The sequence below is a fragment of the Nocardia takedensis NBRC 100417 genome (assembly GCF_000308695.1).
In the GTDB taxonomy this organism is placed as follows: Bacteria; Actinomycetota; Actinomycetes; order Mycobacteriales; family Mycobacteriaceae; genus Nocardia; species Nocardia takedensis.
Genome location: NZ_BAGG01000115.1, coordinates 253,635 through 277,985, shown reverse-complemented (window position 1 = coordinate 277,985; position 24,351 = coordinate 253,635). Strand labels below are relative to the sequence as shown.

The following is a 24,351-nucleotide window of genomic DNA, read 5'->3' as shown; positions in this document are numbered from 1 at the left end:
GCCCCCGAGCCGCTTCAGAACAGAGTCGGCTCCCCGAAGCCGGAGGTGCGTTCCAGCGCGAGCAGTCGCTGTTTCGTCTCGATCCCGCCGGGGGCGGAGAATCCGTGCAGCGCGTGGTCGGCGGTGAGCACCCGGTGGCACGGGACGATGAGCGGGATCGGGTTGCGGCCGAGGGCGCGTCCGACCGCTTGCGCCGCCCCTGGCTTGCCGATCTCGGCGGCGACCTGTCCGTAGCCGAGTGTGTGCCCGGGGTCGATGGCCCGGGTGACGTCGAACACCGCGCGGTGGAATTCCGGTTCGGCGCTCAGATCGAGCGGGATCCAGCGCAGATCGTCGAGTTCGCCCGCCAGATGCGCCCGCACCCCCGCGATGGCCTCGGCGATGGCCGCCGTGGGTTCCCCTTCGACGACCCCGCCGCGCGTGATCCAACCGTGCAGTGCGCCGGGCTTCGGGTTGGGCAGTCCGAACCGGAACACGACGTCGTCGTGCCAGGCGATCGCGCAGTCGCCGATCGCCGTATCGAACAGTGCCGCCCGCGCGGACGGATCGAGAGTGACGCCCATACCGCCAGTCTGCCCCCGGGGTCCGACACCACGACGATCCCCACCGTCGCCTGGGCTGCCGATACCTGTCCGAGGATCTGCCCGTGACTCAGATCAGCTCGAACGCCGAACGGATGGCGGCGGTGAGGTCCGACAGGTCCGAGTGTGGCGGTGAGAGGGCAATACCAGTCCAGTCAGGAAAAACTGGCCTTGAATCGGGCGAACAGTGGGGTTCGTGGCCGGGCGCACTGTGCGGTGACCGGCCCGGAAACAGACTCCGCGGGTGTCTCCGTCGGATCGAAACGGCTGTGGACGGCGTCCAGGTCGGAGTGTCTGCGCAGGTCGTCGTAGTGGGAGGCGGAGTCGGGGTCGGGGCGGAGGCAGTCCAGTGCGGTGCCGGCGGGTGGAGCGTACCGGTGCACGGCGTAGGCGAAGGCGGCGAGGACGAGCAGGGTGAGCAGCGCGGTCATGGCATCAATCGTGCGCCGACTGGCCTTGCCAAAAAATATCCACTGGCCCGATACTGGACCGATGGCGACGAGAGTGATCGGTGCGGCGGGACTGTCCCGGGATCTGGGGTTGTGGCGCGACGCCGACCCCGACGGCGGCAAACGCTCCGCCCGGCCCGCCTATCTGGCTCTGGCCGAGGGCATCCGGCTGTTGATTCACGACGGACGCGCCCCCCTCGGGGTGGCCCTGCCCAGTGAACGGGATCTGGCGGCGACGCTGGGCGTCAGCCGCACCACCATCACCTCGACGTACGCGTTGTTGCGCGAACACGGCTACCTGATCAGCAGGCAGGGCTCGCGCAGCACGGTGGCGTTGCCGCCCGCGGTCCCCAACGACGGAACCAAGCCGACGCGCGGGATCATCGCGATGATGGCCGAACCGGAGCTCACCACCATCGACATGACCTACGCCGCGATGGCCGCGCCGCCGGAGATGGCGCAGGCGTATTCCGGCGCGCTGGACGGACTTCCCGCCTACCTGGGCACCCACGGCATGGACCCGGTCGGCGTGCTGGCGCTGCGCGAGGCGCTGGCCCGCCGCTACACCGCGCGCGGCCTGCCCACCGACCCGGATCAGATCCTGGTCACCCTCGGCGCGCAGCACGGTCTGCGCCTGCTGCTGAACGTGCTGACCGCGCCCGCCGCGCGCGTGCTGATCGACCATCCGACCTATCCGAACGCGATCGAGGCGATCCGCGATGTCGGCGCGCGCCCGATCCCGGTCCCGCTGCGCCCCGAGGACAGCGCCCGGGCGTGGGATCTGGACGGTATCCGCAGCGCCGCCCGGCAGACAGCGGCGTCGCTGGCCTATCTGCTCCCCGATTTCAACAATCCGACGGGCCTGTTGCTCGATGCCGAGGGCCGCGCAGAACTGGCGGCCATCGCCCGCGAGACCAGGATGACGATCATCGCGGACGAGTCGATGGTGGATCTGCGATTGGACACCGCCACCCCGCCCCCGCCGTTGGCCGCGTTCGCCAAGGGCGGGGAGATCATCACCATCGGGTCGGCGTCCAAATCGTTCTGGGGTGGTCTGCGGGTGGGGTGGATCCGCACCAACCAGGCGTTGATCACGAAGCTGCTCGGCATCCGCGCGACCGTCGACCTGGGCACGCCGGTGATGGATCAGTTGGCCACGGTGCATCTGCTCGAGCACGCCGACACGATCCTGGACCGCCGCCGTGACCAGTTGCGCACCCAGCGCGCCGCGTTGCGGGAGGCGCTGGCCGAGGAGGCGCCGCAGTGGCGGGTGTGCGAGGGCGCGGGCGGGATGTCGCTGTGGGCGCAGTTGCCCGCGCCGGTGTCGACCGCGCTGGCCGCGACCGCCCCGAATTTCGGCGTGCTGCTCGCCGCGGGTCCGCGATTCGGCGTGCAGGGGGCGTTCGAGCGTTTCCTGCGGCTGCCCTACACCCATCACGAGGGGGATCTGCGGTTGGCGGTGAAGGGTGTCGCCGCCGCCTACCGCGCCCTCACCCCGCGCGCGGCCGACCCCCTCCAATCGCTGACCTTGTACTGAACGGAGCCCGGCCGACGGTGGCGACGTGACGGTCTCCGTGCGGCACTATCGAGGGATGGTTGCGCTATCGGGGGCGGGTCTTCCCGCCGACATCGAGGAGTTCCGGGTGACGGCGCGGGCCCGGCTCGCGGAGTTCCCCTACCTGGAAGTCCCGGAGGCGGCCGGGATCCGGCGGGCGGCGGTGCTGTTGTGCGTGGTCGCGCAGGAGGACGGCAGGCCCGCGGTGATCGTCATCAAGCGCGCTTATCGGGGGCGCAACGCGGGGCAGTGGGGTCTGCCGGGCGGGCGGCTCGACGACGGTGAGACCGCCGTGCGGGCGGCGATTCGGGAACTGCGCGAGGAACTCTCGCTGACGGCCGCACCCGAGGACGTGGTGGGCAGGCTGGACGATTTCCCGGCGACGTCGGGTTTCGCGATCACCCCGTTCGTCGCGGTGCTCGCGGACGCTTCGGCGTTGCTGGCCAGTCCGGACGAGGTGCATTCGGTGCACCTGGTCGATCTGGCGCGGTTGGCCGCCGAGGACGTGCCGCGCTGGGTGCGCGCGGGCGAGGCGGTGCGGCAGGCCGATCTGCCGGAGGACGCGGGCAGCACGGTCGCCCCGGACCGGGGTCTGTTGCAGATGCGCTTGGCGCCGACGATGACGATCCACGCCCCCACGGGCGCGATGCTGTGGCAGTTCCGCGAGGTGCTGCTGCTGGGCAGCCCGGCCGAGCGGGCCCGGATCGCCGATTTCGCGCAGCCGGAGTGGACCCGCCACTGAGAACGGCGGCGCGGCACCGGATGTGCCGCGCCGCGTCGGATCAGTCCGTCCAGACCGATTCGAAGGGGGTCGCCTCGGTGGGGGGCGGGGTGGGGATCGCGCTGGGGGTGCGGGAGAAGCGCGGCGCGGGCGCGTGCTGGACGATGCCGCCGATGTCCACCAGGCCGGTGCGCGCCACGATGTGCGGGTTCTGCTCGGCTTCGGTGAAGGTCAGCACCGGGGTGGTGCACGCGTCGGTGCCTTCGAAGACCGCTGCCCATTCGTCGCGGGTCTTGGTCTTGAACTTCTCGCTGAACAGCTTCTTCAGCTCGTCCTGACCGTTCGGGTCGATCTGGTTGGGCAGCCCGTCCGGATCGATCTCGAGACCTTTGAGCAGTTCGGCGTAGAACTGCGGTTCGATCGCGCCGACGGCCATGTACTTGCCGTCGGAGGTCTCGTAGGTGTCGTAGAAGGCCATGCCGGTGTCGAGCAGGTTGGTGCCGCGCTCGTCGGACCACAGGCCCACGCCGCGCATGCCCCAGATCATGTGCGAGAGCGCCAGCGCGCCGTCGACCATGGCCGAGTCGATGACCTGTCCCTTACCGGAGCTCTGCCGTTCGACCAGCGCGGCCAGCACGCCGAAGACCAGGAACATCGAGCCGCCGCCGAAGTCGCCGACCATGTTCAGCGGCGGGACGGGACGCTCACCCTTGCGGCCGATGGCGTGCAGCACGCCGGTCAGCGAGATGTAGTTGATGTCGTGGCCCGCGCGGTCGGCCATCGGGCCGTCCTGGCCCCAGCCGGTCATCCGGCCGTAGACGAGTTTCGGGTTGCGCGCCAGCGCCTCCTCCGGCCCCAGGCCCATGCGCTCGGTGACGCCCGGACGGAAGCCCTCGATGAGGACGTCGGCCTTCTCCACCAGGTCGAGGACCTTGGCGATGTCGGCGGGGTCCTTGAGGTTGGCTTCGACGATGGTGCGGCCGCGCCACTGCGCGCGTTCCATGTAGCCGGGCAGCAGGTTCGGCCGCTGCACCCGCACCACGTCGGCTCCCAGATCGGCCAGCAGCAGCGCCGCGTGCGGGCCCGGCCCGATGCCGGCCAGCTCGACTACCTTGATGCCCGCGAGCGGGCCCTGCTTGGCGGTGGATGGTGTGCTCACGCCTTACCTCGGTTCGTCGTTGATCCACGCACCGGCGTCCCGGTGCCGTCCCTCGGCACTCACCCGAGGATATTGACAGTATGACAATAACGTCGCCCGCGATCCACCGTCGGCCGGGTCGACCCTGACCCCGCGGAAACCGCAGGTCAGGTCGACGCCAATGCCGGCTCGCTCGAATGCGGCGCCCGAATTTCCGGGCCGGCCGCGGTGACGATCGTCTAGCATTCGGATATCCGCGACGGCGGACGAGTGTTCAGCGAGGTTCTCTCCCGTAATACGGCGTCATCGCGGAAATCGACGTTCGGCACTATCGCGTGCGCGCGTCGACACTTCCCCGTTCCACGATCCGCCGTATTCCGGGAGTTCCACGAAAGCGGTCGTACCTCGGCCGTGCGGAACGGGAGGGCGGCGATGGGTATGCGCTGGCGTCGATCGAGGCGTCGGGCGGTCATGCCGCCCCCGCGCCAGTTCCGCCGCCTGACCACGCCGCGCTCGGCCGCCGTCGCGGGCATCGTGTTCGCCGTGCTGTTCGCCGTCAGCATCGTGCTGCTGCGGATCGCGCTGCCCGGCGATCGTTTCGAGACCGAGACCTGGGTGGGGTCCGGCACCTGGCGAATACGGACCGCGCTGCTGCTCGCCCCCTTTTCCGGAATAGCCTTCCTGTGGTTTCTCGGTGTGATCCGCGACCGTATCGGCGAATTCGAGGACCGCTTCTTCTCCACGGTGTTGATCGGCAGCGGATTGTTGTTCCTGGCGATGATTTTCGTGTCGATGGGCGTCGCGGGCGGAATTCTGGCGCTGGGCAGACACACCGATACCCCGCAGGCCCAACTCGTGTATTTCGGTCGCGAAGTGATGTTGCAGATCAACGGTCACTACGCGGTGCGGATGGCCGGGGTGTTCATGATCTCGCTGGGCACCATCTGGCTGCGCACCGGACTGATGCCGCGGTGGCTGGTGGTGACCACCTACGGATTCGCGCTGTTCCTGCTGCTGGTGGTCAGTTTCACCGTGTGGGTGTCGCTGGTGTTCCCGGCCTGGGTCCTGTTGATCAGTGTGTACATCCTGTCGGCCACCCCGCACACCGCCTTGCCCGCCGTCGACCCGGACACCTGACCTCACGCGGGCCAGGTGAATTCGGGATCGCGGGCGTAGTCGAGTCGTCGCTGGTCCAGCGCCATCGAGACCATCTGCGGCGCACCGGGCCCGATGATCCGGCGCAGCGGCGGTTCCGGCATGTCCACCAGTTCGCGTAGTGCCGCGGCCGCGACCGTCGGATCGGCCTCCACCCATTCGGGCTCCGGTTCCGCGCTCCCCTCGGTATTCGCCTGCGCGGCGTGGACATCCGAGTCGTCGGCGGTGGGGTTGTCGGCCGGCGGCTCGTAGGCGGTGGAACTGTCGGTGGCCGGGTCGCCCGGGGTTGATTCGCCGGAGGCCGGATCGCCGGCGATCTCGTCGGCCGGTCGTTCGCCGGATGTCGCGGTGTCGGTGGGGGACGTCGTGCGGGCGGGGTAGTCGGGGGTGCCGAGGATCGCGGTGCGCAGGTCGGCGTAGGCCGGTTCGGCGGTGGCGAATCGCATGCTCGACTTCGCCCAGTCGGTGTCGAAACCGCCCAGTTGGGCGATGGTCACGGCGACGCCGAAGGGGCGCAACTCCTCGGCCAGCGCGGCGCTGAATCCTTCCAGCGCCCATTTGCTCGCGTTGTAGAGGCCGAACAGCGGCAGGCTGCCCACCGCGCCGACCGACGAGATCTGCACGATGTGCCCGCGGCCCTGGGCGCGCAGTCGGGGTGCGGCGGCTTGCGAGACCCACAGCGCGCCGTAGAAATTGGTGTCCATCTGGTCGCGGATCTGCTGTTCGGTGAGTTCCTCGACCGCGCCGACCAGCCCGTATCCGGCGTTGTTGACGACGACGTCGATCGTGCCCGCGAGGTCGAAGGCGCGCGTGACCGCGACCCGGACCGCGTCGCGGTCACGGACGTCGAGGGTGAGCACCGTCAGATCGTCGTGGGCGGGCAGGGCGCTCGCCTCGCGGACACAGGCCACGACCCGGTCGCCGTGGGCGAGGGCGGCGTCGGTGAAGGCGCGGCCGAGGCCGCGATTGGCTCCGGTGATGAACCAGGTGCGGGTCACGGTGAATCCTTTCGATACGAGACGTTTCGTCTCGACAAGAGTGACGAAGATGGCCACGCCTGTCAAGACGAGACGTTTCGTCTCGTTGCATGCTACCGTCGCACCCATGGCCGACACCCCCGCCGCCCGCCGCAGCGTCCGATCCCGCGCCGCCATCCTCGCGGCCGCGACCGAACTGCTCCGTGAACTGCCCTACCCGAAACTCACCATCGAGGCGATCGCCGCGCGCGCGGGCGTCGGCAAACAGACCATCTACCGGTGGTGGCCCTCGAAAGGCGCGGTGGTGTTCGAAGCCATGCTCGACGCCGACGCCGGCCCGGACGGTCTCGCCCTCCCCGACACCGGCGACCTCACCGCCGACCTCACCGCCCTGCTGCGCGGGTCCGTCGCGGCCATGACCGACCCGCACGCCGAAACGTTCCTGCGCGCCATGTCCATCGAGATCCAACAGGACCCCGACCTGGCCGCCGCCTACCGCGAGAACCTCCTGCTCCCGCAGCGCGCGGCGATCGTCGCGCGACTCACGGCCGGGGTCGAGGCCGGTGACCTGCGCCCCGACCTCGACCTCGAATTCGTCACCGACCTGCTGGTCGGCCCCGTCCAAACCCGCTGGGCCCTCGGCCTCGGCGGACTCACCGCCGACTACGCCGACGCCGTCGTCGCGGCCGTCCTCGCCTATGCGGGCGCCTGATCACGCGCGAGTCCGACCACGCGGTGACCTGATCAGGCCAGCCGCACGTCCGCCGTCGCGAGCCCGAAGATCTTGCGCCCACCCGACTTCGCCACGATCACGACCGTCGCCGACCGCGTCTCCGGATCCAACGACTTCACCCGACCGGTGAATTCGATCGTCCCGACCGTCTCCGCGTCCACGATCGCGTAATTCGCCAACCGCACCCCGTAGCGGGTCAACGCGCCCGGATCACCCAGCCACGACGTCACGAAGCCCGCGCCGAGCCCCATCGTCAACATGCCGTGCGCGATCACATCCGGCAGGCCCGCCGCCGCCGCGCTGCCCTCGTGCCAGTGGATCGGGTTCGCGTCACCCGCCACGCCCGCGTAATTCACCAGATCGCCGCGCGTCAACTGCGCGAACCGCGGCGGCAGTTCGTCGCCCACCGCGACATCCTCGAACTTCACCGATCCGGGCGCGCGGGTGCGGCCCGCCTGCGACAACTTCACCTCGGGCGCCTCGGCGGTCGCCGTGCCGTCGCCCGGATCGGCGCTGCCCGACATCATCTCGACCCCGTGCATCACCACCCGCTCGATCGCCTCGCGCGCGCCGGTGCCGACCTCCTCGGCGGTGATGCCGACGACCGTGGTGTACATGACCTGCGTCGCCTCCCCGGACTCGTCCAGGAAGGTGTTCTTCACCGTCAGCAGATCCTTGCCCGCGATGCGCCGCACCGACGACAACTCCACGTCGCTGATCAAGCGGTCACCGGCCACCGTCGGCTTGTACACCTCGAAGACCTGATCGGTCTGCACGTACACGTCGTAGCCGGTGACGACCTTCTCGAACAGCCTGCGATTGGCCAGCATCGCCGGAATCGACAAGAACGTGACCGGCGTCACCAGGCCGGGATACCCCAACGCGTCCGCCGCGTCCTCACTCCAATGCCCGGGGTGGTAGTCCTGCACCGCCCGCGCGTACTCCCGAACCTTCTCCCGCCCCACCTCGTAATATCCGTCCGCCCGGTAGTAATGACCCACCAGCGACTGCGAATGCGCGGCCACATCGAACGTAGCTTCCACCAAGACCCTCCTAGGTCCGCGATCACCCGACGGCACCGTCGGGCCACTCGGCTCCGGCGTAAACAATCCCACAGGGGTCCGCGAAGCGACAGCCCGCCATCTCCCCGGTCCCCCTCCCTGAATTCCCTGCTCGCCGCCTGAGCCGCAGCAGTAGCCGACAGCTATCGAACCGCACTCACAGTCGCGTGATCGCGTCCGACTCGATCTCCGCCATCAACATTCGCAACGTCAACGAGTGCTTCTCCGGCGGCAACGCGTCCAGTGCGGCGCGGGCTGTCGTCAGACCCGCTTGTCGGTCACCCGCTCGCGCCAGCATCAATCCGCGATGCATGTCCAGATGTGTGGCGAATCGTGGAAGCCCTGCCGGAAGTTCACTCCGAGCGTCCTGTTGAGCTCGGCTCGCGAACCGCTCGTCTCCGAGTCGCGCGGCGAGCAAGGAGAGAAAGACGTTCATCCGCCACCACGGCACCGCGTAGTCCGAGGTCTGTTCGTCCGAGTACGACACATCGAATTCGCGTCGACCGACATCGATCAGCTTTCGCCCGGTGTCCAGGTCACCGGCGAGTACCGCGGAATGGGCCCGACCCCAGATCGCGTTGAGTCGACCGAGACTGTGACGATGTGAGATCCCGAGAGCTTGGTCCGCGAACTGCCGAGCGATCGGCAACGACGCTCCCTCATAGCCGAGCGCGATCGCGGCGCGGCCACGTACCCAGACCCGGATGTCGTTGTCCTCGGACCGATCCGCGGCTTCGGCAGCCATCGAGTACCAGGAGATCGCCTTGTTCCCGTCCGAACCGGGATAGGTCTTTGCGAACAGGGTCATCAGTCTCGCCGCGACTGCCCACATCCGTGGCGAGTCCAGTTGCTGCTGTACGACCACCAGGTCCGCCGCGAGCCGTCGTTGGATATCGGCAGCACCTTGGGTCATGTAGTCGGTGCCGTATCGGACCAGTTTCGCTTCCCACGCCTCGACGTCCGGACCGGACGCGTGGAGTGCCGCCGAAAAGCCTTGCGCCAGCAGATCGGAGGCCACGACCGGTGCGATCGTGGTGGCTGCCAGATGGGACAGGAACTCGCGTCGCTTCACGTCGGTCTCCAACATGCTCAGCGGACAGTCGAGAACGGCAGCGAGATGCCGCAACCAGAAAGGTGACGGTTCAGAGCGTCCGGACTCCCACTGTCTCGAAATGTACTCGCGTGTCATGTTGAACCCGGATGCCTCGGACAGTTCACTCGCGAGCTTGCCTTGACTCCACCCCTTGCCGCGTCGCAACTGTCTGATCAGTTCCCCTATGGCCGACGACATACCACCACCCTGCCACTTCCGGGAGCTCGACGGTCGCTTCGTGACCGGGATGCCACCCCTGTGCCACTAGCAGGGCGGCTCCAACGATTGCACGTGCGCTTCAATCGGGACATACCACCTACCTGCCACTAAACGCGGAGGCGAACGCTTGGGGACCCTTATAGGGCTGTGTCGCCGGACAGAATGTATGCGCGACAAGCCTTGTCAGGAGTCTCTAACGATGAGGGGGCGGAGATGTTCTTAAGTGAGGGCGGCATCATGAAGGGTTCCGATACGCCGCATTCGCGGTGCCTTGTGTCCGACAGTTTCGATCTGGACCGGAAGGCCGCGGCCGACTACCTGGATGTAGCGGCCAATGATCACGGACGGGAGAAGGGACAGCTCGTGCAGCGGGCATTGACCCGGGTGCCCGCCCCTGAGCCGCATGTGCTCGAAATCGGTCCCGGTGGCGGGGCAGCCGTCGACTATCTAGCCTCCGAACTCGAGAATGATTCCCGCCGAGTGCGATTGACTCTGGTCGAAGTTCCGGGCATCTCGTCGCAGTCGCTTGCGGAGGCGATGGACCATTTCGGTGCCGTCGGCTCGTGCGATTTGATACGCGGTCGAGCGCAGGACATCACGTCGCTCATCGATGAACCCGTAGATGTGGTCAGCGCCTCCGCGCTGTTGCACGAGGTCTACTCATACGGTGGCGCCTATCCCGGACTTCACGATCTGATGCGAGCGTTTCCCAGTGTGGTCAGGCCTTACGGATTCTTCGTCTACCGCGACGTGTACGCGGTGGCGACTCCGTCGGTTCACGAGCGGGTGGTTCAGTCCTACAGTGCGCAATCCTGGTTGCGATTCCTACGGCTGTTCCTTCCGTACTATCTCCGTCACGGCACTCATCCATACCACCACCATGACGATGGTGTCGTCGTCCGACAGAACTCACGCGTGGTGGACGTGACGGATCTGGACACACGGTCATATGCGGTGATCAGTGCGCCGATCGGTGTCTGCCGCGAAATCCAAAGGCACTACATAACTCTGCGAGATCATGTCTGGCGGTCCGGCATCCTGGGATTCGAGCCGGTTCTCGAGGGACAGCTCTCGGCGGACTGGATCGACTTCCGCGCCGGTCACAAGCGGGTCCACTTCTCGTTCACCGACAATGGCTGGATTTCGCTCGACGAGCAGGCGAATATCCGGGCCGTGAGTGAACCCTTCGGTGACCATCATGTGATCGACGGTGACATCTTCGATGCGATCACCGACAGGGCGCTCGACACCTTCCTGGGTGCGGTGCAGCGTGAGGACCGAGACTGCGAGGCGGTCTGGAGCGCGTGGCTCGACCGAGAAGGCCGTGAGACCTACGCCTACCTCACAACCGGCGAACTTTTGACCGCGTTCGCCGTGAACTCGGCCGAGTCCGAAACCGATCGCCCGTCGGTGCTGCTGCCGGTGCGGCCCGACGATGTCTTCACCCATGCCCGGCACTACTATGACCGCTTCCTGACGAAAAACTTGTCCAACGCACTCGATGATGCCAAGCAGATGGTCTTGTTCCAGAACATTCCGTTAACCGATACACGGGCGTTGCGGCGTGGCCTCGCGACGATCCGACGGCATTGCTCGAAACCGGGCCTCGCCCGAGTACATTCGGTTCTACACGCGAGAGGATCATTCGGGGCATGCATCTGATCGAGGTCGAGCGCAAACGGGAGTTGGGTGATTCGCGGGGGCTGCGGGAACGACTCTTCGCGCTGGGTTTCCAGGAATCGGAACAGTTCACCGAGACGGACATCTACTACAGCCGCCCGGATGTCGATTACCTGGAGACCGTCGAATGCTTGCGGGTGCGGCAGCGTGATTCGTTCGCCGAGATCACGTACAAGCCGCCGTCCGATTCGGTGACGCACAGAGCGGGCGGAGTGATCGCTAAACAGGAGACCAACGTCGTTCTCGGCGGTGTCGAACAAGCCGCGGCGGCGAATCGACTCCTGTGTGCCGTCGGGATGGTCGAGTTGGTCCGGGTGGTCAAGAACCGGGTCACCTATCGCCACCCCGGACGCGAGGAGGTCGTGGTCAGCATTGATGCGGTCGACGGCGCGGGAACGTTCGTGGAGACCGAAATCACCGCCGCCGACTCCAGATCTGCGGCGACTCGTCTGGCCGTACTCGAGAGGGAACTGGGGATCGGGGGTCTGGGGGTGGTCGAGGTGCCGTATCGGGACTTGGTGATGGCCGGGCGGTGAACGGTCGTGGCGGGGGGAAGGGGGTTTCGGGTGTCGGGTGCGGTGGGGGTGGGGATGGGTGAGAATGGCGTCGCGTGACTGGGCGCGGACGGCGGAGGGATCAGCGTGAGCGTGTGGGGCGAGGTTGTCGTCGGGCTCGTCATTCTCGTGGGGTTGGTGGGGGTGGTGGTGCCGATTCTGCCCGGGGTGATCCTGATCTTCGGAGCGGTTCTGGTGTGGGCGATCATGACCGGCGGCGGCGGGGCTTGGGCGGTGTTCGGGGTGGCGGCCGCGTTCCTGGTGATCTCGGGGGTGATCAAGTACACGTGGCCGGGGCGCAAGATGAAGGACGCCGGGGTGTCGAACCGGGCGTTGGTGATCGGCGCGCTGCTGGGGATCGTCGGGTTCTTCGTGATCCCGATCGTGGGGTTGTTCGTGGGGTTCGTGCTGGGGGTGTATCTGTCGGAGTTGCAGCGACTGGGGCAGAACCAGTTGGCGTGGCCCGCGACGAAGCACGCTCTCAAAGGCGTCGGACTGTCGATGTTGATCGAACTGTTCGGCGGACTGTTGGCCGCGGGCGTGTGGGTGGCGGGGGCGCTCGCGATCTGAGGCGCGCGAGACAGAAGCGAGATGCGTTCTACCGTTCGATGATCGGCAGCGGAATGGTGTCGTCGGGCGGCAGCGCGGGCAACTGGTCGCGTCGCAGGGGCAGCGTGGGCGAGTTGTCGCGATGCGGCAGGCGCGGCGGGGATTTCGGCAGTCGGTAGAAGGCGCGCGCGTTGTCCTCGAGGACGGCGAACATGTCGGTGCCGACGACGTCGCAGATCAGGTCGACGTCGGAGTCGCGGAAGGGGCGGCCCGCGCGGGTGCCGGGCAGGTCGGTGCCGAACATGAGCGCGGCCGGGTTGACGGCGTGGATGCGGCGCAGCGTGTTGGCGACGTTCATGTTGACGCGGCCGAAACCCGTTGCCTTGACCCGGGCGCCGCGGTCGACGAGGTCGAGCAGGTAGGGCAGGCCGTCGGCGGACATGCCGAGGTGGTCGATGGAGAACGACGGCAGTTTGGAGATGACCGGTTGCAGCGAGGTCAGCATCTTGCCGTCGATGTAGACCTCGACGTGCCAGCCGACCAGATCGTGGGCGCGCAGGGCTTGCAACGTCATGGCGGTGATGTCGGCGGCGGCGCGTTTGACGTTGAACCGCAGCGCGCGCACGCCCGCGCGGTCGAGTTCGATGATCTCGTCGTCGGTGGCTTCCAAGTCGAGCGCGGTCACGCCGACCCAGCCTTCGCCGAGTTCGGTCAGCGCGGCTTTCAGATAGCTCTGATCGGTGCCCTGGAACGAGCCGCTGACGATCGCACCGCCGCGGATGTCGAAGCGCGACATGCGCTTCCGATAGTCCGCGATGGTGAACGGGGCGGGCAGGTAGCCGTCGTTCTCGGCCAGCGGGAACCGCGGGTCGAAGATGTGGACATGGGCATCGAACACTTGTACAGAATGCCTCAGCGGAGGAGTTTCCGCTGCCGGGCGGGACGGATTCCGGTGCGCCCGGCAGCGGTGTGGATCAGACCTTGTGCGGCTCGCTGGCGCGCAGCATGTCCTCGCGCTCGACGACCTTGACCCGTTCGCGGCCCTCGGGCTCGCCGAGCGAGCGCTCGTGGGCGTCGAGTCGGTACCAGCCCTGCCAGGTGGTGAACGGGATGCCCTTGGACTCGAGGAACGCGGTGACGGCGTCGAGTTCGGGTTCGGGCGCGCGTTCGAAGTTCACCGAGTCGTCGAGCAGGCAGGCGACCGTCTCGTTGGCGTCGCCCTTGGTGTGACCGATCAGGCCGACGGGGCCGCGCTTGATCCACCCGGTGACGTAGGTGGCGGGCAGGTAGCGCCCCGCGCCGTCGGCGTTCTCGTCGGCGAGCACGCGGCCCGCCTCGTTGGGCACGGTGCCGGCCTGGTCGTCGAAGGGCAGGTTGGTGAGGTTCTGCGACAGGTAGCCCACGGCGCGGTAGACGGCCTGGATGTCCCAGTCCTTGATGACGCCGGTGCCTTTGACGTTGCCGGTGCCGTCGAGTTCGGTGCGTTCGGTGCGCAGTCCGACGACCTTGCCGTTCTCGTCGCCGACGATCTCCGAGGGGGACTCGAAGAAGTGCAGGAACAGCTTGTGCGGCCGGTTGCCCTGGTCGCGGATGGCCCACTGCTCGAGGGTGTTGGCGACCATGTCGACCTGCTTGGAGTGGCGGCGCGCGGCCTCGGAGCCCTCGTCGTAGTCGATGTCCTGGGGGTCGACGATGACCTCGATGGTGGGCGAGTGGTCGAGTTCGCGCAGTTCCAGCGGCGTGAACTTGGCCTGGGCGGGGCCGCGGCGACCGAAGACGTGCACCTCGACGGCCTTGTTGCCCTTGAGGCCCGCGTAGACGTTCGGCGGGATCTCGGTGGGCAGCAGTTCGTCGCCGGTCTTGGCCAGCACGCGCGCCACGTCGAGGGCGACGTTGCCGACGCCGAGGACCGCGACCTTCTCCGCGTCCAGCGGCCAGGTGCGCGGCACGTCGGGGTGGCCGTCGTACCAGGAGACGAAGTCGGCGGCGCCGTAGGAGCCGTCCAGGCCGATGCCGGGGATCTCGAGCGCGCGGTCGGCGTTGGCGCCGGTGGAGAAGATCACGGCGTCGTAGAAGCGGCGCAGGTCATCGAGGGTGATGTCGGTGCCGTAGTCGATGTTGCCCAGCAGGCGCACCTGCTCCTTGTCGAGCACCTTGTGCAGGGCGGTGATGATGCCCTTGATGCGCGGGTGGTCGGGGGCGACGCCGTAGCGGATCAACCCGAACGGCGCGGGCATGCGCTCGTAGAGGTCGATGCTCACCTCGGCGTCGGACTTCATCAACGCGTCGGCGGCGTAGATTCCGGCCGGACCCGCGCCCACGATCGCGATGCGGAGCGGGCGTGTCGCTGCACTCTGTTCGGTCATCTGTTACGCGCACCCTCATGGTCGAGATCAATGTCGTCATTCTTAGCTTAGGCTAAGTTCAGCCGTCGTTTGGTCGCACCGGTCCGATGCGGGGCCGTGCCTGCACGGCGCTACGACGGTGAGCTGTCATTTTCGGCTGTGACAGCAGGCCGCAGTCTCGCGATTCTATCGGGGACGCGGTGCGGGACCCGTGGGGGTGTCCCGTGACGGGGTCCGCGTGGCCCGACCGCGGTCGGCGGCGATCCATGGATCAAGCCTACCGACCGACCGCCCGGTCCCGATAGCCGTCGGAAACGGGACGACAGCCGGGGGTCGGCGGATCGAAGACCGCGCCGACCAGGGATCATCGGGGTATGACCGAGCAGCGCCCCGCCCCCGACAGCGACGCGGACGACGAGCCGATCGTGGTCGACCAGACCGACCGGCGCAGCATCGTGCCCTTCGTCGCGGCCGCGATCTTCGCGGTGATCGTGCTGGTCGGGATCGTGGCGGGCGGGATTCTGTCGCCCGCTGAGAAAAATGTCACACAGGGCGACCGGATCGCGGCCGCCGCGCAGAACTACGCGAGCGCGCGCAACGCCACCGATCGTGTCCCGCCGCCCGGCGTCGCCTGCGACGGATTCGACGAGGCGAAGAGTCCGCTCGGCGCGCAGTTGGCGGGCGGCGGATCCGGCGGAACCTCCGTGCAGATACCGCAAGTGGCCGACCAGACCGTCAACGGCGACCGCGCCAAGGCCGCCGTCACCGTCCGCGTCGGCGACCGCGAGAGCACCGAGACCTGGAACTTCACCAGGGCCGGCGACAAGTGGCTGGTCTGCGGCTGAGCCCCCGCGTGGCGGCGCGCGGAATTGTTGACACCGCGCCCGCTGTCCGGGCAATCTCGTCAACGGGTCATGAGAACCAGCGCCAAGCCCCGGCTGGCTGGTCGGCAACCCTCCTCCGCGGTGGGGTGCTCCGGGTGACGACCTGGCCTCGCGTCGAAACATGATGCGGCAAGTGCGGATTCACAGGAGGTTGAGATGAGTTATGCCGGCGACATCACCCCACAGCAGGCGTGGGACATCTTGCGCGAACATCAGGACGCGATCCTGATCGACGTGCGCACCGAAGCCGAATGGCGGTTCGTCGGCGTGCCCGACACCACGTCGATCGAGCGGCCCACGCTGCTGATCGAATGGGTCGACGGCACCGGCGCGCGCAACCCGAAGTTCTCCGAACAGTTGGGTGAGGCCCTGGCGGGCCGCGGGGCGGAGTCCCCGGTGGTGTTCCTGTGTCGTTCCGGCCAGCGTTCGGCCAACGCCGCGCGGGTCGCCACCGAACTGGGCATCGCGCCCTCCTACAACGTGCTCGAGGGCTTCGAGGGCGGCCTGGACGCCGCCGGGCACCGCGGTCACGAAGGATGGCGCGCCGCCGGTCTGCCCTGGCGGCAGTCGTGATCACCGGCGGGGCCTTCGACAAGCCGCTGCCCGAAGGCGTCGGCCCGGCCACGCTCGGCGTGCGCGGCGGACTGCGCCGCTCGGGTTTCGAGGAGACCTCCGAAGCCCTCTATCTGACCTCCGGTTTCGTCTACGAGAGCGCCGAAGCCGCCGAGGCCGCGTTCACCGGCGACGTGGAGCATTTCGTCTACTCCCGCTACGGCAACCCCACGGTGGCGATGTTCGAGGAGCGCATGCGCCTGCTCGACGGCGCCGAAGCGGCCTTCGCCACCGCCAGCGGCATGTCGGCGGTATTCACCGCGCTGGGCGCACTGCTCTCGGCCGGTGACAGGCTCGTCGCCGCGCGCAGCCTGTTCGGTTCCTGCTTCGTGGTGTGCAACGAGATCCTGCCGCGCTGGGGCGTGGAGACGGTCTTCGTCGACGGCGAGGATCTGGACCAGTGGGAACAGGCCCTGTCGGTGCCGACGGCGGCGGTGTTCTTCGAGACGCCCGCCAACCCGATGCAGACCTTGGTCGACGTGCGCCGGGTGAGTGAACTCGCGCACGCGGCGGGCGCGAAAGTGGTGCTGGACAACGTCTTCGCCACCCCGCTGCTGCAACGCGGCTTCGAGTTGGGCGCGGACGTGCTCGTCTACTCGGGCACCAAGCACATCGACGGACAGGGCCGCGTGCTCGGCGGTGCGATCCTCGGGGAGCGCGACTACATCGACGGCCCGGTGAAGACGCTGATGCGCCACACCGGTCCGGCGCTGAGCCCGTTCAACGCCTGGACGCTGCTCAAAGGTCTGGAGACGATGCCGCTGCGGGTCCGACAGTCCACGGAGTCGGCGCTGAAGATCGCCCGGTTCCTCGACGGCCACCGCGCGGTGAGCTGGGTGCGCTACCCGTACCTGGAGACGCATCCGCAGTACGACCTGGCCACCAGTCAGATGAGCGGCGGCGGCACCGTGGTCACCTTCGAACTCGACGCGCCCGGCGACGAGGGCAAGAAGCGCGCCTTCGAGGTGCTCAACCGTCTGCGCATCATCGACATCTCCAACAACCTGGGCGACTCGAAATCCCTCATCACCCACCCCGCCACCACCACCCACCGGGCGATGGGGCCGGAAGGCCGCGCCGGAATCGGCCTGTCCGACGGCGTCGTCCGCATCTCGGTCGGCCTCGAAGACGTCGAGGACCTCCTCGGCGACCTCGACCACGCCCTGGGCTGATTCACCCGCGAAGGCCCCGTCCCCCGGACGGGGCCTTTCGCATCGGTCGCGCGCCCCACGACCCGAGCTGTCCCGTGCGGTGGGCCGGGCCTCAGGCGGCGTCGGTGTGGCTGGTGAAGTTGACGCGGGTGTCGTCGGCATCCAAGGCGATGTTGAGGGTGGCGTCGAGTGCTTCCGCGAGCTTCGCCAGCAGCGGAAGTGTCGGCATCGTGTCCGAACCTTCGATGCGCGAGATCTTGGCCTGGGTCAGGCCCGCTCGGTCCGCGAGTTCGGCTTGGGTGAGTCCGAGCTCGATGCGCCGGTCGTAGACGGCTCGTGCCAAGGCCATGGCGAGCCGGATCTCGCGCCGCGCTTCGACGACCGCGTCGGGCTCGACAACGCCTTCCGCGAGTTTGCGTTCTCGGAGGGTCTTCCAGCGAGCGTGACTCATCGTTCCAGTTCTCCTGCCTCGAGTGCCCGGCTGAATTCCCGATGGGCGGGTTCGTGTTCGGCTCGGCAGATCTGCTGAGCGAGTTTCGCGCGTTTGACCTCGATGTCTTCGCGCATGCGCGTCTTGCGGAAGACGGTCAGCAGGATGACTCGCCGTCCGGGAGCGAGCCAGTAGGTGATGCGTATCGGTGCGCCTCCCAACATCGGGCGCAACTCACGGACCCCGTCGCCTAGGTATCGCGCGAAGGGTTCGCCGAGCGACTCCGGTCGCTCGGCCAAGAGCCCGACGTACTCGTCGACCTTCAGGAAGTGTCTGGCAGGCAACGACTCCAGCCAGTCCGCGACTTCGGGCTCGATCTCGATAGTGAAGAGTTCACCCACCACGTCCACGATATATGTCGTTGTCGACATATACCAGTGCGAGGGGGCGGGGGAGGTAGAGGGGCCAAACGCGAAGGCCCCGTCCGGGTGTGGACGGGGCCTCGGGGTCAGGCGAGTTTGCGGAGGCGGGGGGCCAGGTCGCGTTGGAAGAGGTCGAGGAAGCGGCGTTGGTCGTGGCCGGGGGCGTGGAAGACCAGGTGGTTGAGGCCGGCGTCGAGGTAGGGCTTGATCTGGTCGACGGCTTCGTCGGGATCGCTGGCGACGATCCAACGTTTGGCGATCTGTTCGATGGGCAGCGCGTCGGCGGCGGCTTCCATTTCGATGGGGTCGGTGATGCTGTGCTTCTGTTCGGGGGTCAGCGACAGCGGGGCCCAGAAGCGGGTGTTCTCCAACGCCAGTTCGGGGTCGGTGTCGTAGGAGATCTTGATCTCGATCATCTTGTCGATGTCCTCGACCGAACGTTCGGCCTTGGCCGCGCCTTCGGTGACGGCGGGCAGCAGTTTCTCGGTGTAGAGGTCCATGCCTTTGCCGGAGGTGCAGATGAAGCCGTCGCCGGCGCGGCCCGCGTACCGGGCGACCAGGGGACCGCCCGCGGCGATGTAGATCGGGATGCCCTTGTCGGGGACGTCGTAGATCGACGCGCCGACGGTGGTGTAGTACTGGCCTTCGAAGTCGGTGCGGTCCCCGCTCCACAGCGCCCGCATCAGGTCGACGGATTCGCGCAGTCTGGCGAAGCGTTCCTTGAATTCCGGCCATTCGCCCTGGTAGCCGGTGGCGATCTCGTTGAGCGCTTCCCCGGTGCCGACGCCGAGCATGATCCGTTCGGGGTAGAGGCAGCCCATGGTGGCGAACGCCTGCGCGATCACCGCGGGGTTGTAGCGGAAGGTGGGGGTGAGCACCGAGGTGCCGAGTTGGATGCGGCTGGTGCGCTCGCCGACCGCGGCCATCCAGGCCAGCGAGAAGGGGGCGTGGCCGCCCTTGTGCCGCCAGGGCTGGAAATGGTCGCTGACCGTCGCGCTGTCGAGTCCGTGCTCCTCGGCGAGTACCGCGATTTCCACCAGTTCGCGCGGCCCGAATTGTTCCGCCGACGCCTTGTAACCGAGTTTGAGACCACTCATCTGTGCGCCACTCCTGTCGCTTTCGCTGCCGACGGCACAGCCGTGCCGCGGCCTTCTTCGACCATAGTCAGCGCCCGGGACGGGTGTGCGCAGGGTCTCATCGGCCGAGAACCGGCGGCGGTTCGGGGATGTAGCCGATAATTGGCTGGTGACCGATGAGCCGATTCTGTCCTACCTGACCGACATGGACGGCGTCCTCGTGCACGAGGACCATCTCGTCCCCGGCGCGGACCAGTTCCTCGCCGAACTGCGGGACAAGGACATCCCGTTCCTCGTCCTGACCAACAATTCCATCCGCACTCCGCGCGACCTGCAAGCGCGGTTGCGGCACACCGGCCTGGACATCCCCGAGGCGGCGATCTGGACTTCCGCGCTGGCCACGGCCACCTTCCTCGACGATCAGCGCCCGCACGGCACCGCCTACGTCGTCGGCGAATCCGGGTTGACCACCGCGCTGCACGAGATCGGTTACGTGTTGACCGACAGCGACCCCGACTACGTCGTCCTCGGCGAGACCAGGACCTATTCGTTCGAGGCGATCACCACGGCGATCCGTCTGGTCGAGCGCGGCGCGCGGTTCATCGCCACCAATCCCGACGCCACCGGGCCCTCACGCGAGGGCGTCCTGCCCGCGACGGGGTCGGTGGCCGCGCTGATCACCCGCGCGACCGGCCGCGACCCCTACTACGTGGGCAAACCGAATCCGCTGATGATGCGGTCGGCGTTGCGGCGCATCGGTGCGCATTCCCAGTCGACGGTGATGATCGGCGACCGCATGGACACCGACGTGGTGTCCGGTCTGGAGGCCGGGATGCGCACGATCCTGGTGACCACCGGCATCTCCACCCGTGCCTCGGTCGAGCAGTACCCGTACCGGCCGACGGCGGTCATCGATTCGGTGGCCGATCTGGTGGGGCGCACGAGTCACCCGTTCGACTGACTCAGGCCCGGCGCAGCGCGAAGATCCGCAGTTCGCGGTCGGTGCGCTCCCGGTAGGCGGTGTAGGCGGCGGACAGTTCGAGGAAGCGGGTGAAGATCGCGCCCGCGTCCTCCGACGGCACCCGGGTGGCGATGACCGGGATGCGTTCACCCGCGATGGCGACGGTCGCCGAGGGGTTCGCGATCAGGTTCGCCGTCCACGCCGGATGGTGGTCCAGCCCGAAATTGCTGCCGATCACGTGGAGGGTGTCGCCGTCGTGCAGGTAGATCAGCGGTTGGGTGCGGGGGAGGCCCGAACTGCGTCCGGTCGTGGTGAGCAGGATGATCGGCGCGCCGATGGGGCCGAGGAGCGTGTAGCGGGCGTCGGTGCGCGCGAGCAGGGCCCGGTCCAAGGGCATCAGTCGTCGCAGCGTCCAACTCCCCAACCGGGTCGCGGCGAATCGGTGCGCCGCGTGGGCCAGTGCTGTTTCGCGGGAGCCCCACTGGTTGTTCGGGAAATCCGTCCCGGGGTTGTCGGCCATGTGCGGACTATAGGCGGCCGGGGCCGATCCGTCGCCGCGTGCGTGGTCCCGGTCGCCCTGTCGGAGGTGTCGCCGCCTCGATCGCGAAGGTGATGCGAGCAGTCCGCGAGCGTGATTCTCCGGATAGTTGCCGGCTTCCGGCGGCAGCGGGACGGTCCGGCTCATTAAGCTCGGCGGCATGGCCGACTCCGCTCCGTCCACCGTGTACATCGCCTCACCGGAAGGCGACACCGGCAAGTCGACCGTCGCGCTCGGCGTGCTCCAGATGCTGTGCGCCAGCACCGCGCGGGTGGGGGTGTTCCGGCCGATCACCCGGTCCACCGACGAACCGGACTACATCCTCGAACTGCTGCTCGAGCACAGTACGGCCGACATCGACTACCACCAGGCGATCGGGGTCACCTACGAGCAGGTGCACGCCGATCCGGACGCCGCGATCAGCGAGATCGTGCTGCGTTTCCACGACGTCGCGAAGGTGTGCGACGCGGTGGTGGTGATCGGCAGCGACTACACCGACGTCGCGAGTCCGAGCGAGTTGCGTTTCAACGCCAGGATCGCGGTGAACCTGGGCGCGCCGGTGCTGCTGGTGGTGCGCGGCGCGGGCCGTGATCCGGAGGAGGTGCACCAGTTGGCCGAACTGTGCGCCGCCGAACTGCATCAGGAACACGCGCAACTCACCGCCGTCGTCGCCAACCGCTGCGATCCGGTGCGGATGCCCGAGATCCGCGCGGCCTTGGCCGATGTCGAGGTGCCGTGCTGGACGCTGCCGGAGGTGCCGTTGCTGATCGCGCCGACGATGGCCGAGTTGTGCCAGGCGGTCGGCGGCGAGATGTACAGCGGCGACCCGGAACTGCTCCAGCGTGAGGCGCTGAAGATCATGGTGGGCGGTATGACCGCCGAGCACATCCTGGAACGGCTCACCGACGGCGTGGTGGTGATCGCCCCCGGCGATCGCTCCGACGTGCTGCTCAGCGTGGTCAGCGCGCACGAGGCGGCCGGATTCCCGTCGCTGTCGGGCCTCATCATGAACGGCGGCATGCTGCCGCATCCGGCGGTGGCCCGGCTCATGGAGGGCCTCAAACCGCGACTACCCATCCTGACCACCGATCTGGGCACCTACGACACCGCCAGCGCCGCCTACCGCACCAGGGGGCGCATGTCGGCGGGCAATCCGCGCAAGGTCAACACCGCGCTCGCGCTGATGGAACAGCATGTCGACGCGCCGGAGTTGCTGGGGCGCATCAACGTTCCGCGCACCAGCGTGGTCACCCCGCAGATGTTCGAGTACCAGTTGATCGAGTGGGCGCGCGCGGATCGCAAGCGGATCGTGCTGCCCGAGGGCGGCGACGACCGCGTGCTGCGGGCGGCGGGCCGGGTTCTGCAACGTCGGATCGCGGATCTGGTCATCCTCGGCGACGAGGACGCGATCCGGGCGCGGGCCGCCGAACTCGGCGTCGACATCGCCGACGCGCAGGTGCTGAGCCCCGAAACCTCGGGCTACCTCGACGATTTCGCCGCCGAATACGCCGAACTGCGCAAGCACAAAGGTATGACGGTGGAGCGGGCGCGCGAAACTGTCAGTGACATCTCCTATTTCGGCACGATGATGGTGCATCGCGGGATCGCCGACGGCATGGTGTCCGGCGCCGCGCACACCACCGCGCACACCATCCGGCCCTCCTTCGAGATCATCAAGACCGTGCCCGGCGTCTCGACGGTGTCGAGCGTGTTCCTGATGTGTCTGGCCGATCGGGTGCTCGCCTACGGCGACTGCGCGGTCGTGCCCGACCCGACCGCCGAGCAGTTGGCCGACATCGCGATCTCCTCCGCGGCGACCGCCGCCCGCTTCGGCATCGAACCCCGGGTCGCGATGCTGTCGTATTCGACCGGTGAATCCGGGTCCGGCGCGGACGTGGACAAGGTGCGCAAGGCCACCGAACTGGTGCGCGAACGCACCTCGGAACTGTTGGTGGAGGGCCCGATCCAGTACGACGCCGCCATCGAACCGACCGTCGCCACCGCGAAACTGCCCGGGTCCGAGGTGGCCGGTCGCGCGACGGTGTTCGTCTTCCCCGACCTCAACACCGGCAACAACACCTACAAGGCCGTGCAGCGCAGCGCCGGGGCCATCGCGATCGGTCCGGTGCTGCAAGGGTTGAACAAGCCGGTCAACGATCTGTCGCGCGGGGCGCTGGTCGCCGACATCGTCAACACCGTCGCCATCACCGCCATCCAGGCGCAGGGCCGGTGAGCGGCGTGCCGGATTCCGCGCTGGTCCTGGTCGTCAACTCGGGATCGTCCTCGATCAAATACCAACTGCTCGACCCGGATTCGGGTGAGGTCGCCGCCTCGGGGTTGGTGGAGCGCATCGGCGAGGAGAACGGGTCGATCGAGCACCGCGCCGACGGGCGCACCGTCGAACACGAAGGCCCGATCGCCGACCACAAAGCCGGATTGCGCCTGGTGTTCGACATGTTCGCCGAAACCGGCCGCGATCTGGCCGGGGCGGATGTGCGCGCCGTGGGGCACCGGGTGGTGCACGGCGGCGAGGTGTTCTACGAACCCACGTTGATCACCGACGAGGTCGAAGCCGCCATCTCGGACCTGTCCGAACTCGCGCCACTGCACAATCCGGCCAATGTCACCGGCATCCGCAGCACCCGGGAACTGCTGCCGGGCATACCGCAGATCGCGGTGTTCGACACCGCGTTCTTCCACGGACTGCCCGAGGCGGCCCGCACCTACGCCATCGACGCCGATCTGGCGGCGGCGCACGGCGTGCGCAAGTACGGATTCCACGGCACCTCACACGAATACGTGTCGGGTCGGGTCGCCGAAGTGCTCGGGCGCGACCCGGAATCGGTGAATCAGATCATCTTCCACCTCGGCAACGGGGCCTCCGCCTCGGCCGTGCGCGGCGGCGCGCCCGTCGACACCACCATGGGTCTGACCCCGCTGGAGGGACTGGTCATGGGCACCCGCGGCGGGGACCTGGACCCGGGCATCCTGCTGCACCTCCTGCGGACCGCCGACCTGGACGTCGACGGGGTGGACCGGTTGCTCAACCGCGACTCCGGCATCAAGGGCCTGTCCGGCGTCAACGACTTCCGCGCCCTGCGCCGCCTCATCGATGATGGCGACCAGCGCGCGCAATTGGCCTACGACGTCTACATCCACCGCCTGCGTCGCTACCTCGGCGCGTACCTGGTCGAGTTGGGCCGCGTCGACGCGATCACCTTCACCGCGGGCGTCGGCGAGAACAGCCCCGACGTCCGCGCCGACACCCTCGCCGGCCTGGAGAACTTCGGCATCGAGGTCGACACGGCCCGCAACACGGCGAAAGACCGCACGGCCCGCCGCATCTCACCCCCGGACGCCCCCGTGGCCGTCCTGGTCGTCCCCACCAACGAAGAACTGGCCATCGCCCGCGCCGCCCGAAAAGTGGTCCGCGACCTGGAATCCCGAGACACCTGACGCGCACATCG

General features: G+C 68.0%; 25 protein-coding genes, 1 pseudogene and 1 riboswitch. Of the genes and pseudogenes, 13 read left to right on the top strand and 13 right to left on the bottom strand.

The window, feature by feature from the left end:
- Positions 1 to 14: 14 nt before the first annotated feature.
- Together ON30_RS25600 and ON30_RS25595 are read right to left on the bottom strand one after the other, a co-directional pair.
- A complete protein-coding gene (locus ON30_RS25600; protein ID WP_040710814.1) occupies positions 15 to 563 on the bottom strand; it encodes a methylated-DNA--[protein]-cysteine S-methyltransferase in 549 nt (182 codons plus the stop codon).
- Positions 564 to 736: 173 nt separating this feature from the next.
- Positions 737 to 1,012, bottom strand: a complete 276-nt coding sequence (locus ON30_RS25595; RefSeq protein ID WP_040710812.1) for a hypothetical protein — start codon at positions 1,010 to 1,012, stop codon at positions 737 to 739.
- 61 nt (positions 1,013 to 1,073) lie between these two features.
- Here ON30_RS25595 and yczR point away from each other — a divergent pair, with 61 nt between their 5' ends.
- Both yczR and ON30_RS25585 read left to right on the top strand, forming a co-directional pair.
- Entirely contained in the window at positions 1,074 to 2,567 is a 1,494-nt protein-coding gene (gene yczR, locus ON30_RS25590; protein ID WP_040710810.1) for a MocR-like transcription factor YczR, read from the top strand.
- 55 nt (positions 2,568 to 2,622) lie between these two features.
- The gene (locus ON30_RS25585; RefSeq protein WP_051029951.1) at positions 2,623 to 3,327 is read left to right on the top strand and encodes an NUDIX hydrolase; all 705 of its coding nucleotides are present in this window, start codon (positions 2,623 to 2,625) and stop codon (positions 3,325 to 3,327) included.
- A 40-nt stretch (positions 3,328 to 3,367) separates the two neighbouring features.
- Here ON30_RS25585 and ON30_RS25580 read toward each other — a convergent pair whose 3' ends face one another.
- Positions 3,368 to 4,465 carry a CaiB/BaiF CoA transferase family protein gene (locus ON30_RS25580; RefSeq protein ID WP_040710809.1) on the bottom strand — a complete coding sequence of 366 codons (1,098 nt, stop codon included), beginning with the start codon at positions 4,463 to 4,465 and terminating at the stop codon, positions 3,368 to 3,370.
- Between the two features lie 450 nt (positions 4,466 to 4,915).
- On the opposite strand from ON30_RS25580, the gene ON30_RS25575 reads away from it, so the two are divergent.
- Positions 4,916 to 5,581 (top strand): hypothetical protein, encoded by a 666-nt coding sequence (locus ON30_RS25575; RefSeq protein ID WP_051029950.1) that lies wholly within the window; start codon positions 4,916 to 4,918, stop codon positions 5,579 to 5,581.
- 2 nt (positions 5,582 to 5,583) lie between these two features.
- Here the strand turns inward: ON30_RS25575 and ON30_RS41280 are convergent, their stop codons facing one another.
- The gene (locus ON30_RS41280; RefSeq protein ID WP_040710913.1) at positions 5,584 to 6,597 is read right to left on the bottom strand and encodes an SDR family NAD(P)-dependent oxidoreductase; all 1,014 of its coding nucleotides are present in this window, start codon (positions 6,595 to 6,597) and stop codon (positions 5,584 to 5,586) included.
- A 106-nt stretch (positions 6,598 to 6,703) separates the two neighbouring features.
- On the opposite strand from ON30_RS41280, the gene ON30_RS25565 reads away from it, so the two are divergent.
- Positions 6,704 to 7,288, top strand: a complete 585-nt coding sequence (locus ON30_RS25565; protein WP_040710808.1) for a TetR/AcrR family transcriptional regulator — start codon at positions 6,704 to 6,706, stop codon at positions 7,286 to 7,288.
- Between the two features lie 32 nt (positions 7,289 to 7,320).
- Here the strand turns inward: ON30_RS25565 and ON30_RS25560 are convergent, their stop codons facing one another.
- The 3 genes and pseudogenes from ON30_RS25560 to ON30_RS41275 form a co-directional block, all read right to left on the bottom strand.
- Positions 7,321 to 8,355 carry a fused (3R)-hydroxyacyl-ACP dehydratase subunits HadA/HadB gene (locus tag ON30_RS25560; protein ID WP_051029949.1) on the bottom strand — a complete coding sequence of 345 codons (1,035 nt, stop codon included), beginning with the start codon at positions 8,353 to 8,355 and terminating at the stop codon, positions 7,321 to 7,323.
- Between the two features lie 172 nt (positions 8,356 to 8,527).
- Complete coding sequence (locus tag ON30_RS25555) at positions 8,528 to 9,442, bottom strand: hypothetical protein (protein WP_245554212.1); 915 nt, start codon at positions 9,440 to 9,442, stop codon at positions 8,528 to 8,530.
- Positions 9,443 to 9,469: 27 nt separating this feature from the next.
- A pseudogene (locus ON30_RS41275) lies at positions 9,470 to 9,661 on the bottom strand (helix-turn-helix domain-containing protein); the annotation flags it as partial.
- A gap of 234 nt (positions 9,662 to 9,895) precedes the next feature.
- On the opposite strand from ON30_RS41275, the gene ON30_RS25550 reads away from it, so the two are divergent.
- From ON30_RS25550 to ON30_RS25540, 3 genes are all read left to right on the top strand, one after another.
- Positions 9,896 to 11,344: a class I SAM-dependent methyltransferase gene (locus tag ON30_RS25550; RefSeq protein WP_245554204.1), complete on the top strand. Its 1,449-nt coding sequence runs from the start codon at positions 9,896 to 9,898 to the stop codon at positions 11,342 to 11,344.
- Positions 11,335 to 11,898 (top strand): class IV adenylate cyclase, encoded by a 564-nt coding sequence (gene cyaB, locus ON30_RS25545; protein WP_040710802.1) that lies wholly within the window; start codon positions 11,335 to 11,337, stop codon positions 11,896 to 11,898. Before ON30_RS25550 ends, cyaB begins: the two co-directional genes overlap by 10 nt.
- 105 nt (positions 11,899 to 12,003) lie before the next feature.
- Positions 12,004 to 12,486, top strand: coding sequence for a DUF456 domain-containing protein (locus ON30_RS25540; protein WP_040710801.1), 483 nt, complete (start codon positions 12,004 to 12,006; stop codon positions 12,484 to 12,486).
- A 28-nt stretch (positions 12,487 to 12,514) separates the two neighbouring features.
- Here the strand turns inward: ON30_RS25540 and ON30_RS25535 are convergent, their stop codons facing one another.
- Together ON30_RS25535 and ON30_RS25530 are read right to left on the bottom strand one after the other, a co-directional pair.
- Entirely contained in the window at positions 12,515 to 13,363 is an 849-nt protein-coding gene (locus ON30_RS25535; RefSeq protein ID WP_040710799.1) for an amidohydrolase family protein, read from the bottom strand.
- Between the two features lie 76 nt (positions 13,364 to 13,439).
- Positions 13,440 to 14,831 (bottom strand): FAD-dependent oxidoreductase, encoded by a 1,392-nt coding sequence (locus tag ON30_RS25530; RefSeq protein WP_040710797.1) that lies wholly within the window; start codon positions 14,829 to 14,831, stop codon positions 13,440 to 13,442.
- A 353-nt stretch (positions 14,832 to 15,184) separates the two neighbouring features.
- Here ON30_RS25530 and ON30_RS25525 point away from each other — a divergent pair, with 353 nt between their 5' ends.
- The 3 genes from ON30_RS25525 to ON30_RS25515 all read left to right on the top strand — a co-directional run bounded on the left by ON30_RS25525 (position 15,185) and on the right by ON30_RS25515 (position 17,478).
- Positions 15,185 to 15,655 (top strand): Rv0361 family membrane protein, encoded by a 471-nt coding sequence (locus ON30_RS25525; RefSeq protein ID WP_040710795.1) that lies wholly within the window; start codon positions 15,185 to 15,187, stop codon positions 15,653 to 15,655.
- A gap of 65 nt (positions 15,656 to 15,720) precedes the next feature.
- A riboswitch (SAM riboswitch) is annotated at positions 15,721 to 15,836 on the top strand.
- A gap of 14 nt (positions 15,837 to 15,850) precedes the next feature.
- Positions 15,851 to 16,267, top strand: a complete 417-nt coding sequence (locus ON30_RS25520) for a rhodanese-like domain-containing protein (protein ID WP_040710793.1) — start codon at positions 15,851 to 15,853, stop codon at positions 16,265 to 16,267.
- Positions 16,264 to 17,478, top strand: coding sequence for an O-succinylhomoserine sulfhydrylase (locus tag ON30_RS25515; protein ID WP_040710791.1), 1,215 nt, complete (start codon positions 16,264 to 16,266; stop codon positions 17,476 to 17,478). The genes ON30_RS25520 and ON30_RS25515 overlap by 4 nt, the downstream gene beginning before the upstream one ends.
- Before the next feature lie 91 nt (positions 17,479 to 17,569).
- Here the strand turns inward: ON30_RS25515 and ON30_RS25510 are convergent, their stop codons facing one another.
- The 3 genes from ON30_RS25510 to fgd all read right to left on the bottom strand — a co-directional run bounded on the left by ON30_RS25510 (position 17,570) and on the right by fgd (position 19,406).
- Positions 17,570 to 17,908 carry a helix-turn-helix domain-containing protein gene (locus tag ON30_RS25510; RefSeq protein ID WP_040710789.1) on the bottom strand — a complete coding sequence of 113 codons (339 nt, stop codon included), beginning with the start codon at positions 17,906 to 17,908 and terminating at the stop codon, positions 17,570 to 17,572.
- Positions 17,905 to 18,288, bottom strand: a complete 384-nt coding sequence (locus ON30_RS25505) for a type II toxin-antitoxin system RelE/ParE family toxin (RefSeq protein ID WP_040710911.1) — start codon at positions 18,286 to 18,288, stop codon at positions 17,905 to 17,907. The genes ON30_RS25510 and ON30_RS25505 overlap by 4 nt, the downstream gene beginning before the upstream one ends.
- A 107-nt stretch (positions 18,289 to 18,395) precedes the next feature.
- Positions 18,396 to 19,406 carry a glucose-6-phosphate dehydrogenase (coenzyme-F420) gene (gene fgd / locus ON30_RS25500; protein ID WP_040710786.1) on the bottom strand — a complete coding sequence of 337 codons (1,011 nt, stop codon included), beginning with the start codon at positions 19,404 to 19,406 and terminating at the stop codon, positions 18,396 to 18,398.
- A 184-nt stretch (positions 19,407 to 19,590) separates the two neighbouring features.
- Between fgd and ON30_RS25495 the strand changes: the two genes are divergently transcribed.
- Positions 19,591 to 20,346, top strand: coding sequence for an HAD-IIA family hydrolase (locus ON30_RS25495; RefSeq protein ID WP_051029966.1), 756 nt, complete (start codon positions 19,591 to 19,593; stop codon positions 20,344 to 20,346).
- A gap of 1 nt (position 20,347) precedes the next feature.
- Here ON30_RS25495 and ON30_RS25490 read toward each other — a convergent pair whose 3' ends face one another.
- The gene (locus ON30_RS25490) at positions 20,348 to 20,866 is read right to left on the bottom strand and encodes a nitroreductase family deazaflavin-dependent oxidoreductase (protein ID WP_040710781.1); all 519 of its coding nucleotides are present in this window, start codon (positions 20,864 to 20,866) and stop codon (positions 20,348 to 20,350) included.
- Between the two features lie 178 nt (positions 20,867 to 21,044).
- Here ON30_RS25490 and pta point away from each other — a divergent pair, with 178 nt between their 5' ends.
- Both pta and ON30_RS25480 read left to right on the top strand, forming a co-directional pair.
- Positions 21,045 to 23,117 carry a phosphate acetyltransferase gene (pta, locus tag ON30_RS25485; RefSeq protein ID WP_040710779.1) on the top strand — a complete coding sequence of 691 codons (2,073 nt, stop codon included), beginning with the start codon at positions 21,045 to 21,047 and terminating at the stop codon, positions 23,115 to 23,117.
- Positions 23,114 to 24,340: an acetate kinase gene (locus ON30_RS25480; RefSeq protein WP_373282626.1), complete on the top strand. Its 1,227-nt coding sequence runs from the start codon at positions 23,114 to 23,116 to the stop codon at positions 24,338 to 24,340. Before pta ends, ON30_RS25480 begins: the two co-directional genes overlap by 4 nt.
- The last annotated feature ends 11 nt before the right edge of the window (positions 24,341 to 24,351 follow it).